We start from the raw sequence: 25566 nt of genomic DNA on the forward strand, positions 1-25566 counted from the left end.
ATGACGTGCGGCCTTGCGGCCCCGCCAGAAGAAGACCCGCAACGACAGGAACGCCACAGGATCCCCATGAACTACCATCGCTATTTCGCCACCGCGCGTCCGCCGGTGGAGACCGCCATCGTCGGCACCGGCAGCTTCGGCCGCAGCTTTCTGCTGCAGGCGCAGCACATGAAGGCGGTGAATGCGCGCATCGCGGTCGATGTCGATGCCGCGACCGCCGCCGCGGCCCTGCGCGCGGTGGGCATCCCGGCGGAGCGGATCCGCCGCTGCGAGACGGCCGAGCAGGCGGTCGCGGCCTGGGTGGCGGGCGATTTCATCGCCGCCGGCGATCTTGCCCAGGTGGTCGACCTGCCGATCGACGTCGTCATCGAGGCGACGGGCCACCCGGAAGCCGGCGCCCGCCACGGCGAGCTCACGATCGCGGCCGGCCGGCATCTCGTGCTCGTCTCGAAGGAGGTGGACAGCGTCGTGGGGCCCGAGCTCGCCCGCCGCGCGCGGGAGAAGGGCGTCGTCGTGACGCCCGTCGACGGCGACCAGCCGAGCCTGCTGATCGGCCTCATCTCCTGGGCCGAGGTGCTCGGCTTCGAGATCGTCGCCGCCGGCAAGTCGAGCGAATACGACTTCGTGCTCGACGCGGCGGAAGGGGCCATCACCAGCAACGGCCGCACGGTCCCGGCAGCCGATTTCGCCGGCCTCGGCCGGCTCGGCGATGCGGCGGCAGATGAGCGGGTCGCCGCCCGGTCCCGCGCCGCGGCGGCACTTTCCCAGCGCGCCGTGCCGGACCTGTGCGAGCTGCTCCTCGTCGCCAATGCGACCGAGCTGTCGTTCGACCGGCCGGACCTGCACGCACCTATCGCCCGCATCGACGAGGTGGCCTCGCTCCTGTGCCCGGCGGAGGACGGTGGGCTGCTTGCGGGCACCGGGCGGCTCGACGTGTTCCATTGCCTGCGCGGCGCGCACGAAGTCAGCGCGGCCGGCGGCGTCTTCGTCGTCGTGCGCTGCACCAGCGAGGAGACGTGGCGCATCCTCGCCGAGAAGGGCCATCTCGTCAGCCGCACCGGTAACCATGCGACGATCCTCCTGCCGCGCCACCTGCTCGGCCTCGAAGCGGCGACGAGCGTGCTCGAGGCGGCCATTCACGGCGCCTCGACCGGGGCTGCGGCGCCGAAGCCCCGCTACGATCTCGTCGCGCGGGCGCAGCGCGACCTGCCGGCCGGCACGGTGCTCGCCATGGGCGGCCATCATCATACGATCGACGGTCTCGGTGCCGAGCTGCAGCCCGCCGCGCCGCTGTCGCCAGCGGCACCGGCGCCGTTCTATCTCGCCGCCAACCAGCGCCTGGTGCGCGACGTCCGGCAGGGGGCGCTCGTCACCATGGCCGACATCGAGATCGCCTCGGGCTCCGTTCTCCTGGCCCTGCGCCAGGCGCAGGATGCCGCCTTCTTCGGCCATTCGGCCGCGGCCTGAGGCGGGACGAGAAAAACCCGGGGCCGATGGCCCCGGGGTGGAGAAGGTGCGGCAGCGGGTGAACGCTGCCGCCAGGGGAGGAAAGGGGAGGGGCGCGCTCAGGCGGCCGTCGCCCCGATATCGCGCGACGGCCGCAGGCGCTGGACGACGAGCGACAGGAGCGGCCACACCAGCAGCAGCACGCCGAGGGCCATGATCGTGGCGACGAGCCCGTTCGACCAGAAGATGGACAGATCCCCGCCCGACATGATCGCCGACTGGCGGAAGGCGTCCTCCGCCTTGTCGCCCAGCACCATGGCGAGCACCATGGGCGCGATCGGATAGTCCAGCTTCTTGAAGACGTAGCCGACGACGCCGAAGATCAGCACCAGCCAGAGGTCGAACGAAGCACCGGCCACCGTATAGGCGCCGCTGACGCAGATGACGAGGATGACCGGTCCGATGATGGCGAAGGGCACCCGCAGGATGGCGGCGAAGAAGGGCACCGTGGCGAGCACGAGCACGACGGCGACGACATTGCCGAGATACATCGAGGCGATCAGGCCCCAGACGAAGTCCTTCTGCTCGATGAAGAGCATGGGCCCCGGCGTCAGCCCCCAGATCATCAGGCCGCCCATCATCACGGCGGCGGTGGCCGAACCGGGGATGCCGAGGGCGAGCATGGGCAGGATGGCGCTGGAGCCCGCGGCGTGGTCCGCCGTCTCGGGCGCAATGACGCCTTCCTCGCGGCCCTTGCCGAAGCCCTCGCGCCGGCGGGCGAAGCGCTTGGCGAGGCCGTAGCTCATGAAGGAGGCGGCCGTCGGCCCGCCTGGGGTGATGCCCATCCAGCAGCCGATGGCCGCCGAGCGCAGCAGCGTCACCCAGTAGCGCGGCAGCGTCAGCAGCGTCTCGAACACCTTGCGCGGCGACACGCGCGCCTTGACCCCGTCGAAGCGCAACCCCTCCTCCATGGTCAGCAGCAGCTCGCCGATGCCGAAGAGGCCGATGACCGCGACGAGGAAGCTGATGCCGCGGATGAGCTCGTCGATGCCGTAGGTGAGGCGCAGGCTGCCCGATACCGTGTCCATGCCCACCGCCGTGAAGGCGAAGCCGAGCATGATCGAGATGACGGTCTTGAAGGGCGAGGACCCGCCAAGGCCGATGAAGGAGGCGAAGGCGAGGAAATAGACGGCGAAGAACTCGGGCGAGGAGAAGCGCAGGGCGAACTTCGCCACCCAGCTCGACAATACGGTGATGAGCACCACGCCGACGAGCGCGCCGAAGCCGGCGGAGAGGAAGGCGTAGGTCAGCGCTTCCGTCGCGCGCCCCTGCTTGGCCATGGGATGGCCGTCGAAGGTGGTCGCGACCGAGGAGGGCTCGCCCGGGATGTTGAACAGGATCGACGTCGTGGAGCCGCCGAACAGCGCACCCCAGTACATGCTCGTCAGCAGGATGATGGCCGAGATCGGGTCCATCGAGAAGGTCAGCGGCATCAGCAGCGTGACGCCGTTGGGTGCGCCGAGGCCCGGCAGCACGCCGACGAGGATGCCGAGCAGCACGCCGAGCATCATCAGGAGCACGTGGTGCATGGTCAGCGCGACGCCGAAGCCATGCATGAGGGAAGCGATGTTTTCCACCCGTTTTCTCCCTGCTGGCCGCTGTGCGCGGCTTCTTGGTGCGGTGGTGCGTCAGTAGATGCCGAGGAGGGCTTCGAGCGGCCCCTTGAGCAGCGGCACCTGGAACCAGCGCTCGAACAGCACGAAGAAGAAGCCCGTGATGCCGCCGGCGACGGCGAGCGCGAAGGGCCAGCGATAGCCGCCCTGGAAGATCATGACGCCGGCGAGATAGACGAAGGTGCCGACGTAGAGGCCGAGCACGTAGGAGCCGACGGTGAAGGCGGCGAGCGGCAGGAAGAACGCCATCACCCGCGCAAAGCCCTCGCGCGTGACGAAGGCCTCGCGCGAGCGCCTGTGGTTGAGGAAGGCCTGCCCCAGCACGCCGAGGCTCGCGGCGATGATGATGAGCCCGACATAGAACGGGAAATAGCCGGGCTGCGGCCCGCCCTCGTCCCACCCGGTCTCGTACTCGATGGCGCCGAGGACGACGACGATGCCCGCGACGAGCGTGGCGCAGCCCGTCGCGACCTCCATGGCGAAGCGGGAGACGAGGCTTCTTTCGTTCGTCGACATGGGTCTCCTCCTCGATTGGCCCGCCCGCTCTTGTCGTTGTTCATTCAGCGAGCGGCGATGACGTTTCCCCTCCCCCCTTGCGGGAAGAGGCAGGGGGTGGGGGTGGTGCAGCATGCAGGAGGCTGTGCGCTCCCTGTCACGCCTCCACCCCGCGCCAGTCCCCGGCAAATCGGTAAGCGACTTGCGCAGGGACGAGAGCACTTCGACGCCTCAGTTCACCAGCCAGCCTTCGGCGGCGATGACGGCGCGGCCTTCATCCTCGTTGTTCTTGATGAAGGTCTGGAAGTCTTCGCCGGCGAAGAAGCGGTTCGATTGCGACGTGCGCGTGATGTACTCCTGCCATTCCGGCTTCTCGCGCACCTGCTTCAGAAGATCGACGTAGAAGTCGACGGCGTCCTGCTGCACGCTTCCGGGCAGGAAGACGGTCCGCGGCATCTGGTAGTGCTCGAGCGGCACCCCGGCCTCCTTGCAGGTCGGGATGTCCGCCCAGCCCTTGCCGTCCACCACCGGTTCGCCCTTGGCCATGCGGTCGGGCGCGAAGACGCACAGCGGGCGCACGCCGCCGGCCTTCCACTGGCCGAGGTTCTCCGCCGGGTTGTTGGTGTTGGCCTCGACATGGCCGCCCGCGAGCTGGGTCGCCGCCTCGCCGCCGCTCTTGAAGGGCACGTAGGTCACCTTGATGCCGGCGGCCTTCTCGATCTGCTTGACGAGGATGTGGTCCGTGTCCTTCGACTGGCTGCCGCCGATCTTCACCTTGCCCGGCGCAGCCTTCGCCGCCTCGATGAAGCTCTTGGCGTCCTGATGCGGGGAATCGCCCGGCACCCAGAGCAGGAATTCGTCGACCGCCATGGCCGCGACCGGGGTCAGGTCCTCCGGCTTGAAGGCGAGCTTGGCGACGAGGGGCAGCAGCCACTCGTTGTTGGTGGCGAAGATGACCTTGTGCGGCTCGCCCGCGGCCGTCTTGCCGTAGACGAAGCCCTCGGCGCCGCTGCCGCCGCCCTTGTTGACCACGACCACCGGCTGGTCGAGCAGGTTGTGCTTGGTGATGATCGCCTGCACGGTGCGGGCGAACTGGTCCGTGCCGCCGCCGGCGCCGGAGGTGACCACGAACTCGACCGGCTTCGAGGGCTTCCACGCCGCTTCCGCCGCCGAGATGCCCAGCGCCGCGACGAGGGCCGTCGCAGCCATCAGCGCCTTTTTCATCATCATCGTTTCCTCCAGTTTCTTCTTCCGGGCCGCCACTGATCGGGCGGATTGTTCAGCCGGCCGCCGTGCGGACGTCCGGCTCCTGCGCCGCAAGCCGCTTTGCGGCGATATTTGCGGCGAGGCTGAATGCGGCGCGTGTAGCGCCGATATTGGCGATGCCCTTTGCGGCGATGTCGTAGGCGGTGCCGTGGGCGGGGGTGAGGACGGGGACGGGGAAGCCGGCGAGCATGGTGACGCCGCGGTCGAAGCCCATGAGCTTCATGGCGATCTGGCCCTGGTCGTGGTACATGGTCAGCACCGCGTCGAAGGCGCCGGCCCTGGCGCGCAGGAAGACGGTGTCGGAGGGAAACGGCCCGTCGGCGGCGATGCCGCGGGCCTTGGCCTCGGCGATGGCCGGCGCGATCACCTCGATCTCCTCGCGGCCGAAGTTGCCGCCGTCGCCGGCATGCGGGTTGAGCCCCGCCACCGCGATGCGCGGGCGGGCGAAGCCCGCCTGGCGCATGGCGCCGTCGGCGAGGGCGAGGCCGTCGCGCACGGCTTCGCGGGTGATCAGTCCGGCGACGTCCTTGAGCGGCACGTGCGAGGTGACGCGGGCGTTCCACAGGCCCTCGAGGATGTTGAACTCGCTCGCCGGACCCTCGGCCCCGACCTCCTCGGTGAGGAAGGTGATCTCGTCCTCGTAGGAGGGATGGGCGAGGCGCATGGCCGCCTTGTTGAAGGGGGTGAAGGCGACCGCCTGGGCGTGGCCGGCCATGGCGTATTTGAGGGCAGCGCGGAAATTGGCGACGGCGAAGGCGCCGCCTGCGCGGCTGACCTCGCCCGGGCGGATGGTGGCCGGGTCGAGATGGCCGAGGTCGACGAAGATGGGCCGGGTCTCGCCGGCCGCGGCCTCGGCCGGGTCGGTGACGACGGCGATCTTAAGGGACACGCCGGCGATCGCCGCGCCGGCGGCGAGGACGCGCCGGTCGCCGAAGACGACGAGGCGGGCGGCGGCGCGCAGGTCGTCGAGATGGAGGGCCCTGGCCATGAGCTCCGGGCTGATGCCGGCGGGATCGCCCATGGCGAGAGCGACCGTTGGGGCAATCGTTGGGGCGAGGGTCGGCTGGGGAGCGGAATTGAGCGGCCTTTGCGCCACGACGCGGACCTCCTGGAGATGGGTTGAGGGGAGGCTAGAGGGGCGCGCTCCTGTCGTCAAGTATGCTGTATACAGAATGCCATCATACGGCGTTCAATTGACCGCCGCCCCCGCCGCAGGCATCATGAGCCTTGACGCGCAAGGGATTCGCCAAGGGATTCGCCAAGGGATTCGACAAGGAATTGCCAAGGAACTGCCAAGGGATCCGCCGGGAGATCCCGGCGGGTTCGCCAGGGGGTAGCAGAGGGATAGCAAAGGAGTTCGCGCCAGGATCGGGCGCCGGGCCTTCGCCCGCTGGCCCGTCCGGTCCAAGACGATCCCGAGCCGATCCCCAAGGTGATCCCAAGGCAATCCAGGGCGGCGATCCCGATCCCGAGCCGACCACGAGGCCGAGACCACAGGTGAGCATGACAGACGAGACCATCGCCCCGTCGGCGGACAAGCCGGAGGCGGCCCCCGAGGAGGCCCGCCCCATCGCCCGGCGCACGCTGCACGACGAGGTCGTCACCCGCATCCGCGACATGATCACCGAGGGCCAGCTGGCGCCGGGCGCGCGCGTGCACGAGGGCCAGCTCGGCGCGGCGCTGGGCATCTCGCGCACGCCCTTGCGCGAGGCGCTGAAGTTCCTGGCGCGCGAGGGGCTGATCGAGCTGGTGCCGAGCCGCGGCGCCATCGTGCGCCGCTTCTCGCCGAAGGACGTCTACGACATGCTGACGGTGCTCGCGACGCTGGAGGCGGAGGCCGGGCGCCTTGCCTGCGCCCATGCCAGCGACGCCGACATCGCCGCGGTCGCCGCTCTCCATGCGCGCATGATGGCCTTCTACGAAAGCCGCAACCGGCTCGAGTACTTCAAGCTCAACCAGGCCATCCACACCGCCATCGTGCGCCTGTCGGGCAATGCGGTGCTCGCCGACATCCACGAGACGCTGCAGTCGCGCCTCAAGCGCATCCGCTTCCTCGGCAACCAGGAGCCGCCCAAGTGGGACGAGGCCGTCGCCGAGCACGAGGAGATGATCACGGCCCTCACCGCCCGCGCCCCCGACCGCCTCGCCAAAATCCTCGCAAACCACATGCGAAACAGCTGGGAACGCGTCAGGCAGACGCTCCCGTAGGGTCTCAGGCGGCGATCAGCGCTTCCCCGTCGTGGCGCGCGATGGTGACGTCGACGACATCGCCGACGGTGAGGCCAGACGGCAGGCGCACCAGCGCGAAGCCCTCCGTATGGCCGACGTCGCCCCGCTCCACGAGGACACTCTGCCGGGTGCCGACCTGGGTGGCGAGAAACCGCCGGCGCGCCTCTTCGCCAACGGCGCGCAGGCGTCCGGCGCGCTCCTTCACCACCTCGCGCGGCAGTTGCGGCATGCGCGCCGCCGGCGTGCCGGGCCGCGGCGAGAAGGGGAAGACATGGAGATGCGTCAGCCCGCATTCGCCGACGATGGCGAGCGAGCGCTCGAACATCTCCTCGGTCTCGGTCGGAAAGCCGGCGATGATGTCGGCGCCGAAGACGATGTCGGGCCGTGCCCGCCGCACGCTTTCGCAGAAGCGGATGGCGTCCTCGCGCAGGTGCCGGCGCTTCATGCGCTTCAGGATCATGTCGTCGCCGGCCTGCAGTGACAGGTGCAGATGCGGCATCAGCCGCCGCTCGCCGGCGATGGCGGCGAGCAGTTCCTCGTCCGCCTCGACGGAATCGATCGACGACAGGCGCAGCCGCGGCAGGTCCGGCACGTGCTTGAGGATCTGGCCGACGAGCCGGCCGAGCGGCGGCGCACCGGGCAGGTCGCGGCCATAGGCCGTGAGATCGACGCCGGTCAGCACCACTTCGCGATAGCCGTTGCCGACGAGGCGCCTGACGGCCTCGACCACCGCGCCCATCGGCACCGAGCGGGAGTTGCCGCGCCCAAAGGGGATGATGCAGAAGGTGCAGCGGTGATCGCAGCCGTTCTGTACCTGCAGGAAGGCGCGTGCATGGCCGTCGAAGCCGTCCACGAGATGCGTCGCCGTCTCGCGCACGGCCATGATGTCGCCGACCGCGGCCTTCTCGCCCTCGGCGAGCCCGCGCCAGCTCGGCGCTTCGAGTTTCTCGGCATTGCCGAGGACCTTCGCGACCTCGGGCATCGTCGCGAAGCTCGCCGGGTCGACCTGTGCCGCGCAGCCGGTGACGACGACCGTCACGTCCGGCCGCTCGCGCTTCAGACGGCGGATGGTCTGGCGCGCCTGGCGCACCGCCTCGCCTGTGACGGCGCAGGTGTTGACGACGACGAGCGCATCGTGCCCCGCCGCCTCGGCATGGCGCTTGATGACCTGCGACTCGACGATGTTGAGCCGGCAGCCGAAGGTGACGACCTCGACGCCCATCAGGCCGTTTCCGCAAAGAGCTCCGCGGCGAACCGGCCTTCGTGCTCCAGCTCGACCGGCCCCGTCATCATGACGTGGCCGTCGCTCTCGCGCCAGTCGATGAGGAGGTCGCCGCCCGGCAGCGTGACACGCACCTTGCGTCCGGTGAGGCCCTTGCGTGCGGCGGCGACGGCGACGGCGCAGGCGGCCGAGCCGCAGGCGCGCGTCAGGCCGGCGCCGCGCTCCCACACCTTGACGACCACGTGCTCCGGGCTCTTCACCGCGGCAAGCGAGATGTTCGCCTTCTCGGGGAAGATCGGATGGTTCTCGAGGAGCGGCCCGAGGCGGGCGAGGTCGTGGGCCTCGACGTCTTCCACCCAGAAGATGGCGTGCGGGTTGCCCATGCTGACCACCGAGGGCGAGTGCAGCGCCGGCGCGTCGATGGGGCCGATCTGCAGTTCGATGGCGCGCGTGTCGCGGAACTCCTCGGCGAGCGGGATCTCGTCCCACCTCAGGCGCGGCGCGCCCATGTCGATGGTGAAGAGCCACTCGCCCTCGCGCCGGCAGGCGAGCAGCCCGGCCTCGGTCTCGAGCAGGAGCTCGTCGCGCGCCCCGTCCCGCGTCAGCGCCCAGGCGACACAGCGCGTGCCGTTGCCGCAGGAGGCGGAGAGCGAGCCATCCACGTTGTAGATCAGCATGAAGGCGTCGGTGCCGGGCGTGCGCGGGTCGTTGAGCACCATCAGCTGGTCGAAATGCGAGGCGGGATCGGCCGCGATGGCGCGCGCCTCGGCGGGCGTGACGACGTGCCGCTCCCCGCGCAGGTCGAGCACGACGATCTCGTTGCCGAGGCCGTTCATCTTGAGAAAGGGGTGTCCGATCAGCGCGTTCATCGTGTCGTCCGGCGGCCGGGCCGCGAAATTCCTCCGGTATATGGGCCATGTCGCGCAAAAGCGCGAGTCCCTTCCGCAACGGCGCGTCTCGCGGCCTCGCCCAAAGCCGCCTATGGTCGGGAAGACTGGGGAGGGCGATTCGCGGGGTTCCGCGAAACGGTTGGGTGCGGCAGATGACGACGGCTTCGTGGCCCTTGATCGGTGCGGCTCGCGGCAGGATCTTCGCCGCCGCTTGCGCTCTCGTCCTCCTGTTCGCGGGACCGGCGGCGGCTGCGCCGGCGCCCGCCGAGGCCCCGGCTATCGGCGCTGCTCCGGCCGCTCCCGCCGAAGTCCCTCCGCCGGCGGACGCTCCGCCCCCGCCGCCGGGCCTGTCGACACCCGCGCAGCCGACGCTCGTGCCGCCGCCGGCCAATGCAGGCGATGTCGACGAGGTGACGCTGCCGGAGAAGCCGGCCGCCATCGCGGGCGGCCGGGCGCAGTGGGACGATTCCGTCAAGACCCTCAAGGAGACGTTCGGCAAGCTGCGCATCTTCCTCGACGGTGCCGGCGTCAAGATCGCGGGCCGCCCCGTGGTGCTCTTCCTCGAAACGGACGACACCGGGTTCCGCTACGACGCGCTGCTGCCGGTCGAGACGGCCCCGGCTGCGGGCGCAGCCCGGCCGCCGGAAGGCATCCGCTTCGGCACGACGCCATCGGGCAAGGCCCTGCGCTTCGTGCACAAGGGCCCTTACGACGAGATCGATTCCACCTACGAGGCCATCACCGCCTATCTCGACGCCAAGGCCATCACGGTCCGCGACATGTTCATCGAGGAATATGCGACAGACCTGACGAGCGGCGACGATGCCGGCCTCGAGGTCTACATCTACGTCCAGCCGGCCGAAGCGGGCGCGCCTCCGCCCGCCGCCCCTCCCGGCAGCGCGCCGCCGCCGGCTTCCGCGCCCCCGGCGGCTACGCCGGCAGAGCCCGGCTTGGATGCTCCGAAGACCCCTGAAGCGGGAGGCCCGCAATGAGCGAGATCGCGGTCAAGCGCGTCTACGATCCGCCGGAAGAGGGGGACGGCAAGCGCATCCTGGTGGACAGGCTATGGCCGCGTGGCGTCGCCAAGGAGACGGCGCCGTGGGATCTGTGGCTGAAGGAGGTCGCGCCCTCGCCGGACCTGCGCAAGTGGTTCGGCCACGAACCGGCGAAGTGGGAGGAATTCCAGGCCCGCTACCGCGCGGAGCTCGAGGCGGCGCAGGGCGATGCCAAGGCGGGCCTTGCCATGCTGCGGGCCGAGGCGGCCAAGGGCAAGATCACCCTGCTGTCGGCTGCCCGCAGCCGTGAACAAAACAGCGCGGTGCTGCTGCAGGCGTTTCTGCTGGGACGGCAGGAATAGGCACGGACAGCTCATCCCAGCCCCATCATAGGCCCACGCGGACGCTGAAGCTCCTCCCTCCCCCACGAAGTGGCGGGGAGGGTTGGGTTGGGGGGCGGTGCAGCAGGCAGGTAGTTTGCAAGTCATGGCTGGGGTCCCGTTGCCCTTGCGGAGCCGCCCCCCACCCCTAACCCCTCCCCGCCGCAAGCGGGGGGAGGGGAACAGCGCGGCTCGTATGTGGCCTCTCGATCTTTATCTCTGCAGCGTCTCTGCAGCGGGCGAGACGGCGGCGCTCATTCCCTTTTCCTTGACTCGCAAGGCCTGCCGCAGCATAAGGACGCGGTCAAAGCTCGAACGGTCCGTTCGCGAGCCGCCGCCCAGCCCGTGAGGCTGGAGGTCAACACCCGACAGCGCGTTGCGCCCTCGGGTGCGTTTCGCTTTGGGCCCTCGGGTCACGGGAAGACATGATGCGACGCGCTGAGGCGGACATTGCGGAACGGATCGGGGCGGCCCATGTCGGGCGCAGTGCCTCGTCCTGCCCGCGTGCCGGCAGGACCCCATCGGAGGACCGCTAGACGATGTTCGAAAGCCTGTCCGACAAGCTGTCCGGCATTCTCGGCTCCCTGACGCGCCGCGGCGCGCTGACCGAGAACGACGTCAACGAGGCCCTGCGCGAGGTGCGCCGCGCGCTGCTCGAGGCGGATGTCGCCCTCGAGGTGGTGCGCTCCTTCACCGATACGGTGCGCAGCCGCGCCGTCGGCGCCGAGGTCATCAAGTCGGTCTCGCCGGGCCAGATGGTCGTCAAGATCGTCCACGACGCCCTCGTCGAGATGCTCGGCAAGGAGGCCGAGGGGATCGACCTCAACGCCCCCGCGCCCGTCGGCATCCTCATGGTCGGCCTGCAGGGCTCGGGCAAGACGACGACGACGGCCAAGATCGCCCGGCGCCTCTCCGACAGGATGAAGCGCCGCGTCCTCATGGCCTCGCTCGACACGCGCCGCCCGGCGGCCATGGAGCAGCTCGCCGTGCTCGGCAAGCAGGTGGGCGTCGACACGCTGCCGATCGTCGCCGGCCAGTCGGCGGTGCAGATCGCCCGTCGCGCCATGGAGGCGGCCCGCCTCGGCGGCTACGACGTCGTCATGCTCGACACCGCCGGCCGCGTCACGGTCGACGAGGCGCTGATGGCGGAGGCGGCCGAGGTGCGTGCCGCGACTGCGCCGCACGAGGTGCTGCTCGTCGCCGACAGCCTCACCGGCCAGGATGCGGTCAATACCGCTAAGGCCTTCGACGGGCGCCTCGGCGTCACCGGCATCGTGCTGACCCGCATGGACGGCGACGGGCGCGGCGGCGCCGCGCTCTCCATGCGCGCCGTCACCGGCAAGCCCATCAAGCTCGTCGGCACGGGCGAGAAGGTCGATGCGCTCGAAGAGTTCCACCCCGAGCGCGTCGCCAACCGCATCCTCGGCATGGGCGACATCGTCTCCCTCGTCGAGAAGGCGGCCGAGACCATCGACGCCGAGAAGGCCAAGCGCATCGCCGACAAGATGCGCAAGGGCGCCTTCGACCTCGACGACCTGCGCGAGCAGCTCGGCCAGATGGAGAAGATCGGCGGCATGAAGGGCGTGCTCGGCATGCTGCCGGGCATCGGCAAGATGAAGGCCCAGCTCGAGAACGCCAATCTCGACGACAAGGTCATCCGCCGCCAGCGCGCCATCATCGATTCCATGACGCCGAAGGAGCGGCGCAACCCTGACATCCTCAAGGCCAGCCGCAAGAAGCGCATTGCCGCCGGCTCCGGCACCAAGGTCGAGGACGTCAACAAGCTGCTGAAGATGCATCGCCAGATGGCCGACGTCATGAAGATGATGGGCAAGGGCGGGCGCGGCGGCATGGGCGGGGCGCTCGGCAAGATGTTCGGCCTCGGGGGCGGCATGCCGCAGCCGACGCCGGAGATGCTGGAGCAGCTCAAGGGGCAATTGCCCGGCGGCCTGCCCGAGACCATGCCCGGTGGCGCCGGCGGCCTGCCGCCGCTGCCGCCCGGCGGTTTCGGGGCGCCGAAGCTGCCCGGCCTGCCGGGGCTCGGCGGCAAGGGGCCGGGAGCGCCCGGTCTTCCCGGCTTCCCCTTCGGCAAGAAGAAGTGAGCCATGAACTATCAGGTTGACTTTGGAAATTTAAGTGTAGGCGTGGCAACGATTGCCATAGCAGTAGTTTCATTTGTAGTTTCCATGAAAAATATTAAATCAAGCAATGCTAACTCGCGAGCTATGATTGATGTTGAGGGGCGCCGTAGGGTGGCCGAATTTCGGAGAGAGTGGATTGAAGTGTTGAGAATGCATCTAGCGGAGTTTGCTAGATGTTATACGATGATCATGGTGAAATATAAGAAAGACGAGACGACATCTTCGTTCGACTTTGCGTTGCAAAAAATAAGAGAAGGAGGAGATGACAAAGAAGTATCAAATCTTTTATATCATGGACATTACATTAAATTGCTTATAAATCCCAATGAAGAGAATGGAAAGAAGTTGCATGAGATAATATCAGAGCTGACTCGTGGTTCCGGAAAATATAAATTAGGCGATTTTACCGAGCAGAGTCGTATAATTATGAAATACGAGTGGGATCGTCTTAAGGTAGAAGTAACGTTCAACGACAAGGAGTAAAGTATGTCTCTCAAGATCCGCCTGACGCGCGGCGGCGCCAAGAAGCGCCCCTACTACCGCATCGTCGTCGCCGATTCGCGCTCCCCGCGTGACGGCCGCTTCATCGAGAAGATCGGCACCTACGATCCGATGAAGGCCAAGGACGATCCGGCCCGCGTCGCGCTCGACATCGAGAAGGCCAAGGCCTGGATCGCCAAGGGCGCCCAGCCGACCGACCGCGTGCTGCGCTTCCTCGACAACGCCGGCGTCCTGAAGCGCCCGGCCCGCAACAACCCGCAGAAGGCCCAGCCGGGCAAGAAGGCGCAGGAGCGCGCCGCCGAGCGTGCCGCCGCGGCCGAGGCCGCTGCCGCGCCGGCTGAAGCCGCCGAGGCGTGAGCCGCCGCTCCTCAAGGGCGACCGGGCCGTCGTCCGCCGCTCCCGCTTCGTCGGGCGCGGCGCGGCGGCTCGTGCTCGTCGGCGAGTTCGGCCGCGCGCAGGGGCTCAGGGGCGAGGTGCGGCTCAAGTCCTACACGGCCGAGCCGGCGGCCATCGCCCGCTTCACGACCCTGCAGAGCGAGGACGGCAGCCGCCGCTTCCGCATCGAGGCGGCGCGGCCCGTCGCCGGCGCGGCCGACATGCTCGTCGTGCGCGTCGCCGGCATCACCGACCGCACGGCGGCCGAGGCGCTGACGCGCCTGCGCCTTTACGTCCCGCGCGAGAGCCTCGATGCCGAGACGCTCGACGAGGACGAATACCTGCAAGCCGATCTCATCGGCCTTGCCGTCCACAATCCGGCCGGCACCGTGCTCGGCCGCATCGTCGCCCTGCACGATTTCGGGGCGGGCGACGTCATGGAGGTCGCCCCGGCGGAGGGCGGCCCCACCGTGATGTGGCCGTTCACCAAGGCGTTCGTGCCGGAGGTGGACATCGCCGGTGGCCGCGTGGTCGTGGCGACGGAGAGCCTCGCTGCGGGGGACGAGGACGACGAGGGCGAGGGCTGACCCATGTGGCAGGCCACCGTCCTCACCCTCTATCCGCAGATGTTCCCGGGCCCGCTCGGCGAGAGCCTTTCGGGCGAGGGGCTGGCGCGCGGCCTGTGGCATCTCGACACCCATGACATCCGTCCCCACGGCCTCGGCCGCCACCGGGCGGTGGACGACACGCCCGCCGGCGGCGGCGCCGGCATGGTGCTGCGCGCCGACGTGCTCGCTGCCGCCATCGACGCCGCCGCGCCGGCGGACGATCCGCGGCCGCGCCTCCTCATGAGCCCCCGCGGCCGCCCGCTCGACCAGGCGCGCGTGCGCGCGCTTGCCGCCGGCCCCGGCGCGGTCGTCGTCTGCGGCCGCTTCGAGGGCGTGGACGAGCGCGTCATCGAGGGACGCGGGCTCGAGGAGGTCTCGATCGGCGATTACGTGCTCTCCGGCGGCGAGATCGCGGCGATGGTGCTGATGGACGCCTGCGTGCGCCTCCTGCCCGGTGTCATGGGCAAGGAGGCCTCGGGCGAGGAGGAGAGCTTCGAGGGCGGCCTGCTCGAATATCCCCATTACACGCGCCCGCGCGAATGGGAGGGGCGCGCCATTCCCGACGTGCTGCTGTCCGGCAATCACGCCGCCATCGCCCGCTGGCGGCGCGAGGAAGCGGAGCGGCTGACACGTGCGCGCCGACCGGACCTGTGGCAGCGGCGGAAGACCTAAAGAAGCCGCGCCTACTTCTTGCCGTTGCCGGCGAAGGCCGCCGTCACGCCGAGGCCGATGTAGAGGCCGCCGCTGACATAGCGCTCAAGCCTGAGGAAGCCGCGGCTGCGCTTCAGCCAGTTGCCCGCCGTGCCGGCCGCGAGCGCGTAGAGGCCGTCGGTCACGAGGCCGAGCGCCGTGAAGATGAAGCCCAGGAAGGCGATCTGCATCGCCACGTGGCCGCGGCCCACCTCCACGAACTGCGGCAGGAAGGCGAGGAAGAACAGCGCCGTCTTCGGATTGAGCAGGTTGACGATGAAGCCGTCGCGGAAGAGCCGCGCATGGCTGTGGCGGGGTAGGGCCACATCGACCGAGGTGATTTCGGCAGGGCCGAAGAGCTTCCGGAGGCCGAGCCAGATGAGATAGGCCGCGCCCGCATATTTGACGATGCTGAAGGCGAGCGCCGAGGAGGCGAGCACCGCGGACAGGCCAACGGCCGCGGCAAAGACATGCACCAGCGTCGCCGCATGGATGCCGGCGATGGAGACGAAGCCGGCAAGCCGCCCCTGCTCGATCGAGCGGGCGAAGATGAAGAGCACGGCCGGGCCGGGGATCAGCAGCAGGAGCAGGGCGGCGCTGACGAACAGGCCGAGATTGGCGGCGCCGGGGATGACGATGTCCATTCCGCACGTCCTCGTGAAGGATTTTCGTCATCAAGCCCGCGGCGGGGCGAAGCTGTCAATCGGGTTTTGTGGGTTTCAGATGGTGTGCCAGGGCCCCTCACCCTGACCCTCTCCCCGCTTGCGGGAAGAGGGAACATCGCGCGCTTCAAGGCGACCTTGAGCCGAGGACGGCAGCCTGCCGGGAGCCTCCCTCTCCCTGCCTGCGGGGAAGAGGGGTGGAGTGAGGGGCTAAGAAGAACGCGGGTAAACAAGATCGGGCAGGCGGCCAGGATCACCTTTGCTCACAATGCCGGCGACAAGCGGGCATGACGGCTGGGAAGCGCATCCCGCCGTCATGGCCGGGCTTGTCCCGGCCATCCACGTCCCGCAACCGGGTGCCCCGCACAGCGTGGATCTACCAGGGCCTCAGCCCTTGGCGCCCTTGGCGCGGTCGATGCCTTCCTGGATGAGGCGGCGGGCTTCCTCGGCGTCGCCCCAGCGCACCACCTTCACCCACTTGCCGGGCTCGAGGTCCTTGTAGTGCTCGAAGAAGTGCTCGATCTGCTTGAGCGTGATCTCGGGCAGGTCCGTGTAGCTCTCGCAGCGGTCGTAGCGCTTGGTGAGCTTGTGCGAGGGCACGGCGATGATCTTCTCGTCCTGGCCCGCCTCGTCCTCCATGATGAGGACGCCGACCGGGCGGCACGACATCACGGCGCCGGGAATGATGGCGCGCGTGTTGGCGATGAGCACGTCGCAGGGGTCGCCGTCGTCGGAGAGCGTGTGGGGAATGAAGCCGTAGTTCCCCGGGTAGCGCATGGCGGTGTAGAGGAAGCGGTCGACGACCAGCGTGCCGGCCTCCTTGTCGAGCTCGTACTTGATCGGCTCGCCGCCGATCGGCACCTCGATGACGACATTGACGTCGTGGGGCGGATTCTTGCCGATCGCAATCGCGTCGAGACGCATCGGTATGTCACTCCTGAGGGCAGAATGGTGCGCCGCACCCTTGCGGCCGCCCCTCTAGTAAGCGCCCGGGCCCGGCTTCGCAAGCCGGGCGTGCTCGTGCGAGGACGTGTCAGCAGGAACGAGGATCAGGCGAAGGTGTAGGCCACCTTGGCGCAGGGCCGCCCACCGAAGAGGGCCTTGGCCTCCGCCGCGACGCGCCCGCCGAGGCGCTCGTAGAAGCGGCAGGCACGCTCGTTGTCGCTGAGCGCCCAGACGACGAGGCCGCGGCGGCCCTCCGCGGCCAGCTCCTGCCGGGCCGCGGCGAACAGGCGTGTGCCAAGGCCGATGCCCTGCATCACGGGGTCGATATAGAGCTCGTCGATCTCGCCGCCCTGCGGCAGGTTGAGGCTGCGCGTCGGCCCGTAGATGGCATAGCCCGCCAGCTTGCCGCCGAAATCGACGACGCTGATGCGGCGCGGCCGCGTCACCGCATTGCGCCACCAGCGCGGCCCGCGGCGGGCAACCATCTGCTCGAGGACGACGCCGGGCAGGACGCCCCGGTAAGCTTCCTTCCAGGCCGCATCATGCACGGCCGCCAGTTCCACCGCATCGGTGGGGCGTGCCGGTCGCAGGCTGATGACGAGCTCGCTCATGACAACCAAAATACGCGCGCTTCGCCCCCCTTACAAGGCCCACACGCCTTGTTGAACAGGCTTTGTGTATCTACATCGGTGAGATTGCAGGCCTCGACCGGGGCTGCTATGCCCCCGCGGGATGTAAAGCCTGCGCGCCCAAGGCAGGCCCATGGCGGGCAGGGCCGCAGGCCGCGTGCATGTGTCGAGAGGACGCTTGATCAACCGTTTCCGAAAGCCGGAGGAGCGCTATCGGCGCCGCATGGCGCGCATCGCCCGCTGGGACCGGCCCGTCGCCGACGGGCTCGACCGCTGGCGCGCCTGGGTCAACATGGTCTTCGTCGACCACGGCATCTTCCGCCTCGCCTATCTCAACAGCCACCGCGTGACCGAGCGCTTCTGGCGCGCCGCCCAGCCGGCGCCGCACCAGATCCGGGCGGCAGCGCGGGCCGGCGTGCGCACCATCGTCAATCTGCGCGGCGGGCGCGAATACGGCTCCTGGCCGCTCGAGCGCGAAGCCTGCGAACAGCTCGGTATCCGGCTCACCGATTTCGTCGTGCGCTCGCGCGGCGCGCCCGACCGCGCCACGATTCTCGCGGCCAAGGACTTCTTCGAGACGCTGGACTATCCGGTGCTGGTGCATTGCAAGTCGGGCGCCGACCGGGCCGGCTTCATGGCGGCGCTCTACCTCATCATCCACGAGAAGCGGCCGGTGGCGGAGGCGATGCGGCAGCTCTCGCTGCGCTTCGGCCATTTCCGCTTCGCCAAGACCGGCATTCTCGACGCCTTCTTCGAGACCTACCGGCGCGAGGGCGAGCCCAGGGGGCAGGATTTCCTGACCTGGGTTGCCGAGAGCTACGATCCCGAGCGGCTGGAGCGCGAGTTCAAGCCCGGCTTCTTCTCCGACATCGTCGTCGACCGCATCATGCGGCGCGAATGAGGTAGGCTCGGCTATTTGGCCGCCTGCACGGGCGTGACGTCGTCGGCGAGCTGCAGGCGGTAGAGCTTGGCATAGATGCCGTCGCGGGCGACGAGCTCGTCGTGCCGCCCGGTCTCGGCGACGCGCCCCCCGTCCATGACCACGATGAGATCGGCGTCGCGCACCGTCGACAGGCGGTGGGCGATGACGATGGTGGTGCGCCCGCGCATGAGCCGGGCGAGCGCCTCCTGCACGGCCTTCTCCGACTCGGTGTCGAGCGCGCTCGTCGCTTCGTCGAGGAGGAGAATCGGCGCATCCTTCAGGATGGCGCGGGCAAGGGCGATGCGCTGACGCTCGCCGCCCGACAAACGCGCGCCGGCGCTGCCGACGCGCGTCTCGTAGCCTTCCGGCAGCCGGGCGATGAAGTCGTGCGCGGCCGCCGCCTTCGCCGCCGCCTCGATGGCCGCGTCGTCCGCGCCGGGGCGGCCGAAGGCGATGTTGGCGCGCACCGTGTCGTCGAACAGCACCACCTCCTGGCTGACGACGGCGATGTTGGTGCGCAGGCTGGCGAGCGTCGCCGCGCGCACGTCCGTGCCGTCGATGGTGACGCGCCCCTCCGTGACGTCATAAAGGCGCGGCACCAGCGACATCAGGGTCGACTTGCCCGAGCCGGAGCGGCCGACGAGGGCTGTCGTGCGGCCGGCCGGCAGGGCAAGGTCGACGCCCTCGAGCGCCGGCACGTCCGAGCGGTAGTGGAAGTGCACGTTCTCGAAACGCACGAGGCCGGAGGAGACGGCGAGCGGCCGGGCGTCGGGCCGGTCGAGGATGGTCGGCTTCTCGTCCATCACCGCGAAATAGCGCTTCAGCGCCGCCATGGCCTCCTGGACGATGGCGTTGAGATTGCCGATGGCGCGGATGGGCTGCGCCGCCATCAGCAAGGCGGCGACAAAGCCGGTGAAGTCGCCGACCGTGCTCTCGCCGCGCATGATGCGCCAGCCGATCAGCACCAGCACCCCCGCAACGGCGACGCCGCCGCCGATCTCGAGCAGCGGGTCGAGCTTGGCGCGGGCGTTGGCCGCCTTCATCTTGAGCGCGCGCACGGTTTCGAAGGCGTCCGCCGCGCGCTGCTTCAGATAGCCCTCGAGCGAGAAGACCTTGGCGACGCGCACACCGGCGAGGCTCTCCGAGACGTGGCTCGCCATGGCGCCGATCTCTTCCTGCGTCGAGGTGGCGACGCGGCGCAGCTTGCGGCCGATGCGCGAGATCGGCAGCGAGGCGAAGGGCGCGACCACGGCGGCGGCGAGCGTCAGCCACGGGTCGATCCACAGCATGGAGATGACGAGGGCGATCACCATGCCGAGGTCGCTGAGGAAGACGGTGAAGACGCGCGTCAGCGCCTCCTTGATGAAGGCGAAGTCGGTGGTGAAGCGCTGGGTCAGTGCCGCCGGGCTCTCGCGCCCGAGCTGGGCGATGTCGGCATCGATGAGATGGGCATAGAGCGCGCTCTGCATGTCGGCCTCGACGCGCGTCACCACCTTGTTGGTGAGCACCGCGCGCGCCCACAGCGCCCCGCCGCGGATCGCCGTCAGCACGATGACGAGGATGGGCCCGAAGAGGAGCGCCTCCTCGTTCTTCTGCTCGAAGGCGTTGAAGGCCTCCTTGATGAGCAGCGGATAGGCCCCGGTCGCCGCCGAGACGACAGCGATGAGGAGGAGGACGAGCGCGAGCGTTCCCCAGTGCGGCCGCACCCATTCGCGCCACAGGCGCATGAGGGTGGGCAGGGTGTCTCTCGTCACGAGGGGTGGGCGCTTGCGCATGGGCTGGCTCATGGCCTGAGCCGCTAGCACGGGGCGCAGCCCCGCACAACGGGTGGCAGACCGGTCAGGCCGTCGCGGGCCGGGGACCGAGGAACCTGAGGCAGGTGAGCGCCCAGGCGATGCCGGCGCTCCAGCCCGCCAGCACGTCCGAGGGCCAGTGCACGCCGAGGAAGACCCGGCTGAGCCCGACCACGACGATCATGGTGACCGCCGCGGCAAGCACGAAGCGGCGCGCCGCGGGGCTTGACTGGCCGGCCGCCGCCAGCGCCCCGATGACGAGGAAGAGCGTCGCCGTCAGCATGGCATGCGCGCTGGGGAAGCTCGGTGTGTAGACCGTCACCTCGTGATTGACGAGGTCCGGCCTGGCCCGGGCGATGACGTGCTTGAGGGCGGTGTTGAGGATGACGCCGCCGACGAAGGCGACGGCGATCACCCCCGCCTCCCGGCGGGCCCCGTCCGCGATGCAGTAGGCGATGGCGGTGAGGGCGAGGAGCACCAGCACCGTGATGCTGCCGAGCGCCGTCGCATCGCGCGCCGCGACGATGAGCCACCACGGCCCGACGGGATTGCCCTCGCCATCGCGCAGGGCGAGCAGGATGCTGCGGTCGAAGGCCCCGACTGTCCCGGCGCCGAGGCTCACGGCGAGCAGGACGAAGGGCAGGGCGGCAAGGCAGATCGCGGGCCAGCCCGCCCGCCACGGAAGAGCACCGGATGCGTGCGTGTACGCCATGGGAACGCCGGCCACCGTCTATCCCGCCAGTTTGGCGGCAACCGGGCCGAAGGCTGATACCACCTGCTCGTAGACGCCCCGTTTGAAGGGGATGACGAGGTCGGGCAGCCGCTCCAGGCGCTCCCAGCGCCAGCTGTCGAACTCGGCCTTGTGGCCGCCGCCGGGATTGGCGACGTTGATCTCGCTTTCGTCCCCGTCGAAGCGGAAGGCGAACCAGCGCTGCTTCTGGCCGCGGTAGCGGCCCTTCCAGGCTTTGCCCATGAAGGCGCCGGGCAGGTCGTAGGTGAACCAGTCGGGTGCCTCGGCCATAAGCGAGATCGAGCGGATGTTGGTCTCCTCGTAGAGCTCGCGCATGGCCGCCTCCTGCGGCGCTTCACCGTCGTCGATCCCGCCCTGGGGCATCTGCCAGGCATGGTCGGGGCTCACCTTCTCGGTGTTGCCGTTGACCGGCCGCCGGCCGATGAAGACGAGACCCTGCGCATTGAACAGCGTGATGCCGACGCAGGGGCGATAGGGCAGATGTTCGAAACCCGACATGCTCAGCCTTTGGGATTTGCGATGAGGGAGGTCGCCGGCACGAGGAGGACGCCACGGCGCTCGAGGCTCGCCGTCCAGCGCGCCAGCTGGCGCAGGAGGGAAGGAGATCCCTCGGCGAGGATGATGGCCCGGCCGTTGCGCTGCGCCAGCCGCTCGGCACGCGCGAAGGCCTGCTCGACCGCCTCGGCCGCCATCGTCTGCGTCAGCGTGACGTCAGCTCCGCCTGCCGAGGCCAGCATGAGGAGGCCGCGCTGCTCGGCTTCGTGCGCGAGCGGGCCGAGCCGGTCCGCACCGGCCGCGGTGAGGATGCCGGCATAGCCGGCAAAGCGCGCCATAGCGGCGGTCAGCTCGGCGCCCGGGATCTCCGCGGGAAGCGACAGGAGCACTTCGTGCCCGTTCTGCCGCGCGGCGGCTGCGGCCTCCGGCAGCGCGGTGCCGGAGGCGACGAGTGCCAGCGTCACGTCGGCGGGCAGCGTCTCGATGGCCTGCTGGGTCGTCGCCGCGGAAAGCCCGAGCCCGTCGACCACGACGGCGATGCGGGCCGGCGCCATGGCGGCATGCGGGGGTGCCGGCCGCGCATAGACCTCGGCCGCCCGGCTGCCGTCGTCGCCGATGCGCGGCAAGGGGCCGGCCGGTGTCTCGACGGTGACGCGCGGATCGGGCGCAGGCGCAAGGCCGGGCTCGCTGCCGTCGGGCACGGTAATGATGATGGCGCCGGGCACGTTGCCGGCCGGCCGGACGACGGCGACGCCGGCGTTCTGCTCGACCTCGGACGCCGCGGTGCGGTTGCCGGCGGGCGGGCCGGGATCGCTCGGCGTCGGCTCGGCTGCCTCCCGCGGCGCCACGTGGGCCGGTGCGGCGGGCGCTGTCGCAACCGGCGTCTCGGCGGGGCGGAAGGGAGAGCGCGAGATCAGCGTCTCAGTCAGGAAATGCCCGCCGAACAGCAGGACGGCGGCAATCGCGACACCCCAGACGAGGCCGAAGCGCAGCAGGCGATCCCGGCCCGATGGTGCCGGTGGACGGCCGCCGTCGCATCCGAGCGGCTTGTCGAGATCCTTCAGCGTGGCCTGGGGCAAGATCGGCGTCTCCGACCGGGAGGTCCCGCGCGGGGCCTTCGACAGGGCTACGAATCAGACGGCCCACACCGCATTCTTTCAAGAATACGGGTGGGCCGTCGAGATGGCGCGGCCGGCAGGGCCGCGTCTGTCAGTTCGGGACGGCGGACTTCTCGGCGGTGGTCGCCGCGTCCTTGCGCGCACCCTTCAGCAGCTCGAGCGCCGCCTTGAGCTGCGTGTCCTTCTCCGGGTCGGTCGGGACATAGGCCGACGAGCCGGAGGCTTCCTCCTCGCCGTTCTTCAGGTGGCCGCGCAGGCCCGCCTCGCCCTTGGTCTCGTCCTTGCCCTTGAGATCATCGGGCACGTCCTGCAGCACCTCGCGGTCCGGCTCGATGCCCTTGGCCTGAATCGAGCGGCCGGACGGCGTGTAGTAGCGCGCCGTGGTCAGCCGCAGGGCGCCGTTGCCGCCCAGCGGGATGATGGTCTGCACGGAGCCCTTGCCGAAGGACCGGGTGCCGAGCACCGTCGCACGCTTGTGGTCCTGCAGCGCGCCCGCGACGATCTCCGATGCCGAGGCCGAGCCGCCGTTGATGAGCACGACCACGGGCTTGCCCTTGGTCAGGTCGCCGGCCTTGGCGTTGAAGCGTTGCGTCTCGTCGCTGTTGCGGCCGCGGGTGGAGACGATCTCGCCCCGGTCGAGGAAGGCGTCGGAGACGAGGATGGCCTGGTCGAGCAGGCCGCCCGGGTTGTTGCGCAGGTCGAGCACGTAGCCCTTGAGCTTGTCCCCCGGTAGATCCGTCGCGATCTTCTCGACGGCGGTCTTGAGGTTGTCGAAGGTCTGCTCGTTGAACTGCGTGACCCGGATGTAGCCGATGTCGTCCTCCGTCCGCGAGCGGACGGCGCGGATGCGGATGGTGTCGCGCGTCAGCGAGACCTCCACCGGGTCGTTCTGTCCCTTGCGCCGGATGGTCAGCTTCACGCTGGTGTTGACCGGGCCGCGCATCTTGTCGACGGCCTGGTTGAGGGTGAGGCCCTGCACCTGCTCGCCGTCGATATGCGTGATGAGGTCGTTGGCGAGGACGCCAGCCCGCGCGGCCGGCGTTTCGTCGATGGGGCTGACGACCTTCACGAGGCCGTCCTCCATCGTCACCTCGATGCCGAGGCCGCCGAACTCACCGCGCGTCTGCACCTGCATGTCGCGGTAGCTCTTGGCGTCCATGTAGCTCGAGTGAGGATCGAGCGACGTCAGCATGCCGTTGATGGCCGACTCGACGAGCTTCGATTCGTCCGGCACGTCGACATAGTCGCCGCGGATCTTCTCGAACACGTCGCCGAACAGGTTGAGCTGGCGGTAGGTTTCGGCCGAAGCCGCCACCGCGCGGGTCGTCGTGAACAGGGGCGACTGGGTGACGACGACCGCCGCACCCGCCCCCATGAGGGCGCCCACCATCAGAAGAGAAATCTTACGCATCATCCGCGAACCTTTTCGCCCTGCGATTTCGCCCACCAGGGACCTGGGTCGATCGACCCGCCATCTTTCCGGAATTCCACGTAGAGCACGGGACCGTTCGTACCGGCAAATGCCGTCGAGAGTGGAGTCGCCGTCTCGCCCATGGCGGCGACCGGCTCTCCGGCGAGCACGAACTGTCCGAGCGCCACGGTGATCCGCTCCATGCCCGCCAGCAAGATATAGTACCCGCCGCCGGCGTTGATGATCAAGAGTTGGCCGAAGGATCGGAACGGGCCGGCAAATGCCACCCAGCCGTCCGAGGGGGCAGACACGACGGCGCCGTTGCGCGTCGCGATCGACATGCCCTTCGTGGTGCCGCCGAAGCCGTCCGGCGCGCCGAAACGGCGCAATGTGCTGCCGTTGACCGGCATCGGCAGCAGTCCTCTGGCTTCTGCGAAGGGAATTTTGGGTGCAAGACGCGCCGGATCGCCAAAGGGCGCGGCGGCGAGACGCTCCCGCATTTCCCGCGCCTGGGCCTCCGCGGCCTGCCTTGCTTCCTCGGCTGCACGCTGGGCGGCGGCGATCTCGCTCTCCATTTTTTGAATGAGATCGCCCAACGATTGCGCCCGCGCGGCGAGCTCGCTGGTCTTCCGACTCTCGTCGGCCTCGGTTCGCTCCGCCTTCGCGAGGTCCTCCTGCCGGGCGGCGACGAGCGCGGCGAGGCGCTCGCGCTCGCCGGCGAGGGTGGCGAGGTCGCGCACCAGTGCCTCGCGGTCGCTGGCGATCGCGTCCTTCAGCCGCACGAGTTCGCCGAGATCGGTGGCGAGCGCCTCCGTCTCACCGCGCAGCTCGGGCAGGACGGCACCGAGAAGGATGGAGGAGCGCACCGCCTCGAGCATGTCGTCCGGGCTCGCCAGCACCGCCGGCGGCGGCCGGCGCCCCATGCGCTGCAGCGCCGCCAGCACCTCGACGATGACCTCGCGGCGGTTCTCCAGCGACTTGCGGATCGCCGATTCGCTGGCATTGAGCGTGGCGAGCCGCTGCTCGATGGCGCTCGCGCGCGCTTCCGCCGCCTGGGTGCGCTCGGTCGTCTCGATCAGCGCGGCGTTGAGCTTGGCGCGGTCGGCGCGCAGCGCCTCCACTTCCTCGCGGATCCGGTTGCGTGCTTCCTCGCTCAGGCGCAGCTGTTCCTGCAGCTTTTCAAGCTCCTGCTCCCGCACCGCCCGCTGCTCTTCGGTCTGCGCGGCCCGATCGAGCGCGCGCTGCGCCTCCGGCGGGATCTGCGGCGCCTGTGCAGAAGGCTGCTGCGTGCCTTGCTGCGCGCCCTGCGGCGCATCTTGCGCGAGGAGCGGCGCCGCGAGGCCCGGCAGCAGCGCCAGCGCAGCCGCGATTCGGGCCGCACCTGATGCTGTCCGGCTCAGTCGTCTCGATGGGCGCAGCGGCATCCTTCCTCCGGCAGCCGGTCATTCACGATGATAGGGATGACCGGCAAGGATGGTCATAGCGCGGTAGAGCTGTTCTGCAACAAGCACGCGTACCAACTGGTGCGGCAAGGTCATGGCGCCGAAGGAAAGGACGAGGCGCGCCCGCTCCCGCACCTCGGGCGCGAGGCCGTCGGCGCCCCCGATCACGAAGGCGAGAGACGCCGCGCCCTCGTCGCGCCAGCCGGCGAGCGTCCGCGCGAAACCCTGGCTGTCGAGGGTCTTGCCGCGCTCGTCGAAGGCGACGGCCATGCTGTCGCCGATGCGCTGCAGCAGCGCGACGCCTTCCTCCCGGCGCCGGTCCTCCTCGCGGCGGGCGCGGCTTTCCGGCACTTCGGCCACGTCGAGCGCAGAAAAGCCGAGCGCACGCGCGCCGGCTGCGATGCGCTCCTGGTAGCGCTCGATCAGCGCCCGCTCCGGCCCGGCCTTCAGACGGCCGACGGCCGCGATCGCGAGACGCATGGGACGC

26 protein-coding genes are annotated in these 25566 nt (G+C 69.5%); 10 read left to right on the plus strand and 16 right to left on the minus strand.

Going from position 1 to position 25566, the window contains the following annotated elements; translation table 11 throughout:
* Positions 1-66 precede the first annotated feature (66 nt).
* The gene (locus AL346_RS11640; RefSeq protein WP_019402011.1) at positions 67-1467 is read left to right on the plus strand and encodes an NAD(P)H-dependent oxidoreductase; all 1401 of its coding nucleotides are present in this window, start codon (positions 67-69) and stop codon (positions 1465-1467) included.
* 98 nt (positions 1468-1565) lie between these two features.
* Here AL346_RS11640 and AL346_RS11645 read toward each other — a convergent pair whose 3' ends face one another.
* From AL346_RS11645 to AL346_RS11660, 4 genes are all read right to left on the minus strand, one after another.
* Positions 1566-3083, minus strand: coding sequence for a tripartite tricarboxylate transporter permease (locus tag AL346_RS11645; protein WP_019402012.1), 1518 nt, complete (start codon positions 3081-3083; stop codon positions 1566-1568).
* A gap of 51 nt (positions 3084-3134) precedes the next feature.
* Positions 3135-3635, minus strand: a complete 501-nt coding sequence (locus tag AL346_RS11650; protein ID WP_019402013.1) for a tripartite tricarboxylate transporter TctB family protein — start codon at positions 3633-3635, stop codon at positions 3135-3137.
* A 210-nt stretch (positions 3636-3845) separates the two neighbouring features.
* Positions 3846-4838, minus strand: coding sequence for a Bug family tripartite tricarboxylate transporter substrate binding protein (locus AL346_RS11655; RefSeq protein ID WP_371179633.1), 993 nt, complete (start codon positions 4836-4838; stop codon positions 3846-3848).
* 55 nt (positions 4839-4893) lie between these two features.
* The gene (locus AL346_RS11660) at positions 4894-5901 is read right to left on the minus strand and encodes a 4-hydroxythreonine-4-phosphate dehydrogenase PdxA (RefSeq protein ID WP_053193686.1); all 1008 of its coding nucleotides are present in this window, start codon (positions 5899-5901) and stop codon (positions 4894-4896) included.
* 482 nt (positions 5902-6383) lie between these two features.
* Between AL346_RS11660 and AL346_RS11665 the strand changes: the two genes are divergently transcribed.
* Entirely contained in the window at positions 6384-7088 is a 705-nt protein-coding gene (locus tag AL346_RS11665) for a GntR family transcriptional regulator (protein WP_082312501.1), read from the plus strand.
* A 4-nt stretch (positions 7089-7092) separates the two neighbouring features.
* On the opposite strand, the gene mtaB is transcribed toward AL346_RS11665, so the two are convergent.
* Both mtaB and dapF read right to left on the minus strand, forming a co-directional pair.
* Positions 7093-8331, minus strand: coding sequence for a tRNA (N(6)-L-threonylcarbamoyladenosine(37)-C(2))-methylthiotransferase MtaB (mtaB, locus tag AL346_RS11670; RefSeq protein WP_019402015.1), 1239 nt, complete (start codon positions 8329-8331; stop codon positions 7093-7095).
* Entirely contained in the window at positions 8331-9200 is an 870-nt protein-coding gene (dapF, locus tag AL346_RS11675) for a diaminopimelate epimerase (RefSeq protein WP_019402016.1), read from the minus strand. The genes mtaB and dapF overlap by 1 nt, the downstream gene beginning before the upstream one ends.
* Positions 9201-9373: 173 nt before the next feature.
* Between dapF and AL346_RS11680 the strand changes: the two genes are divergently transcribed.
* From AL346_RS11680 to trmD, 7 genes are all read left to right on the plus strand, one after another.
* The gene (locus AL346_RS11680) at positions 9374-10213 is read left to right on the plus strand and encodes a GyrI-like domain-containing protein (RefSeq protein WP_019402017.1); all 840 of its coding nucleotides are present in this window, start codon (positions 9374-9376) and stop codon (positions 10211-10213) included.
* Positions 10210-10578 carry a DUF488 domain-containing protein gene (locus tag AL346_RS11685; protein WP_019402018.1) on the plus strand — a complete coding sequence of 123 codons (369 nt, stop codon included), beginning with the start codon at positions 10210-10212 and terminating at the stop codon, positions 10576-10578. Before AL346_RS11680 ends, AL346_RS11685 begins: the two co-directional genes overlap by 4 nt.
* A 557-nt stretch (positions 10579-11135) precedes the next feature.
* The gene (gene ffh, locus AL346_RS11690) at positions 11136-12698 is read left to right on the plus strand and encodes a signal recognition particle protein (RefSeq protein WP_019401066.1); all 1563 of its coding nucleotides are present in this window, start codon (positions 11136-11138) and stop codon (positions 12696-12698) included.
* Positions 12699-12701: 3 nt separating this feature from the next.
* Positions 12702-13220: a hypothetical protein gene (locus tag AL346_RS25040; RefSeq protein WP_156332741.1), complete on the plus strand. Its 519-nt coding sequence runs from the start codon at positions 12702-12704 to the stop codon at positions 13218-13220.
* A gap of 3 nt (positions 13221-13223) precedes the next feature.
* Positions 13224-13595 carry a 30S ribosomal protein S16 gene (gene rpsP, locus AL346_RS11695; RefSeq protein ID WP_019401065.1) on the plus strand — a complete coding sequence of 124 codons (372 nt, stop codon included), beginning with the start codon at positions 13224-13226 and terminating at the stop codon, positions 13593-13595.
* A complete protein-coding gene (gene rimM / locus AL346_RS11700) occupies positions 13592-14200 on the plus strand; it encodes a ribosome maturation factor RimM (RefSeq protein WP_245258852.1) in 609 nt (202 codons plus the stop codon). The genes rpsP and rimM overlap by 4 nt, the downstream gene beginning before the upstream one ends.
* A 3-nt stretch (positions 14201-14203) precedes the next feature.
* On the plus strand, positions 14204-14893 hold the full coding sequence (gene trmD / locus AL346_RS11705; RefSeq protein WP_019401063.1) for a tRNA (guanosine(37)-N1)-methyltransferase TrmD: 690 nt from the start codon (positions 14204-14206) through the stop codon (positions 14891-14893).
* 11 nt (positions 14894-14904) lie between these two features.
* On the opposite strand, the gene AL346_RS11710 is transcribed toward trmD, so the two are convergent.
* From AL346_RS11710 to AL346_RS11720, 3 genes are all read right to left on the minus strand, one after another.
* Positions 14905-15555: a LysE family translocator gene (locus tag AL346_RS11710; protein WP_019401062.1), complete on the minus strand. Its 651-nt coding sequence runs from the start codon at positions 15553-15555 to the stop codon at positions 14905-14907.
* 405 nt (positions 15556-15960) lie between these two features.
* Positions 15961-16497 carry an inorganic diphosphatase gene (ppa, locus tag AL346_RS11715; protein ID WP_019401061.1) on the minus strand — a complete coding sequence of 179 codons (537 nt, stop codon included), beginning with the start codon at positions 16495-16497 and terminating at the stop codon, positions 15961-15963.
* A 125-nt stretch (positions 16498-16622) separates the two neighbouring features.
* Entirely contained in the window at positions 16623-17129 is a 507-nt protein-coding gene (locus tag AL346_RS11720; RefSeq protein ID WP_019401060.1) for a GNAT family N-acetyltransferase, read from the minus strand.
* A 196-nt stretch (positions 17130-17325) separates the two neighbouring features.
* On the opposite strand from AL346_RS11720, the gene AL346_RS11725 reads away from it, so the two are divergent.
* On the plus strand, positions 17326-18048 hold the full coding sequence (locus AL346_RS11725; RefSeq protein ID WP_019401059.1) for a tyrosine-protein phosphatase: 723 nt from the start codon (positions 17326-17328) through the stop codon (positions 18046-18048).
* Positions 18049-18059: 11 nt separating this feature from the next.
* On the opposite strand, the gene AL346_RS11730 is transcribed toward AL346_RS11725, so the two are convergent.
* The 7 genes from AL346_RS11730 to rlmH all read right to left on the minus strand — a co-directional run bounded on the left by AL346_RS11730 (position 18060) and on the right by rlmH (position 25559).
* Positions 18060-19844 carry an ABC transporter ATP-binding protein gene (locus AL346_RS11730; RefSeq protein ID WP_019401058.1) on the minus strand — a complete coding sequence of 595 codons (1785 nt, stop codon included), beginning with the start codon at positions 19842-19844 and terminating at the stop codon, positions 18060-18062.
* A gap of 64 nt (positions 19845-19908) precedes the next feature.
* Positions 19909-20574 (minus strand): phosphatase PAP2 family protein, encoded by a 666-nt coding sequence (locus tag AL346_RS11735; protein ID WP_019401057.1) that lies wholly within the window; start codon positions 20572-20574, stop codon positions 19909-19911.
* Between the two features lie 18 nt (positions 20575-20592).
* Positions 20593-21111 carry an RNA pyrophosphohydrolase gene (locus AL346_RS11740; protein WP_019401056.1) on the minus strand — a complete coding sequence of 173 codons (519 nt, stop codon included), beginning with the start codon at positions 21109-21111 and terminating at the stop codon, positions 20593-20595.
* Between the two features lie 2 nt (positions 21112-21113).
* On the minus strand, positions 21114-22187 hold the full coding sequence (locus AL346_RS11745; RefSeq protein ID WP_019401055.1) for a divergent polysaccharide deacetylase family protein: 1074 nt from the start codon (positions 22185-22187) through the stop codon (positions 21114-21116).
* Positions 22188-22317: 130 nt separating this feature from the next.
* Positions 22318-23637, minus strand: a complete 1320-nt coding sequence (locus tag AL346_RS11750; protein WP_026014938.1) for a S41 family peptidase — start codon at positions 23635-23637, stop codon at positions 22318-22320.
* Entirely contained in the window at positions 23637-25061 is a 1425-nt protein-coding gene (locus AL346_RS11755) for a murein hydrolase activator EnvC (RefSeq protein WP_019401053.1), read from the minus strand. Before AL346_RS11755 ends, AL346_RS11750 begins: the two co-directional genes overlap by 1 nt.
* A gap of 18 nt (positions 25062-25079) precedes the next feature.
* The gene (rlmH, locus tag AL346_RS11760) at positions 25080-25559 is read right to left on the minus strand and encodes a 23S rRNA (pseudouridine(1915)-N(3))-methyltransferase RlmH (RefSeq protein ID WP_019401052.1); all 480 of its coding nucleotides are present in this window, start codon (positions 25557-25559) and stop codon (positions 25080-25082) included.
* Between the last annotated feature and the right edge of the window lie 7 nt (positions 25560-25566).

The sequence above is a fragment of the Chelatococcus sp. CO-6 genome, from assembly GCF_001271345.1.
GTDB classification, from domain to species: Bacteria; Pseudomonadota; Alphaproteobacteria; order Rhizobiales; family Beijerinckiaceae; genus Chelatococcus_A; species Chelatococcus_A caeni.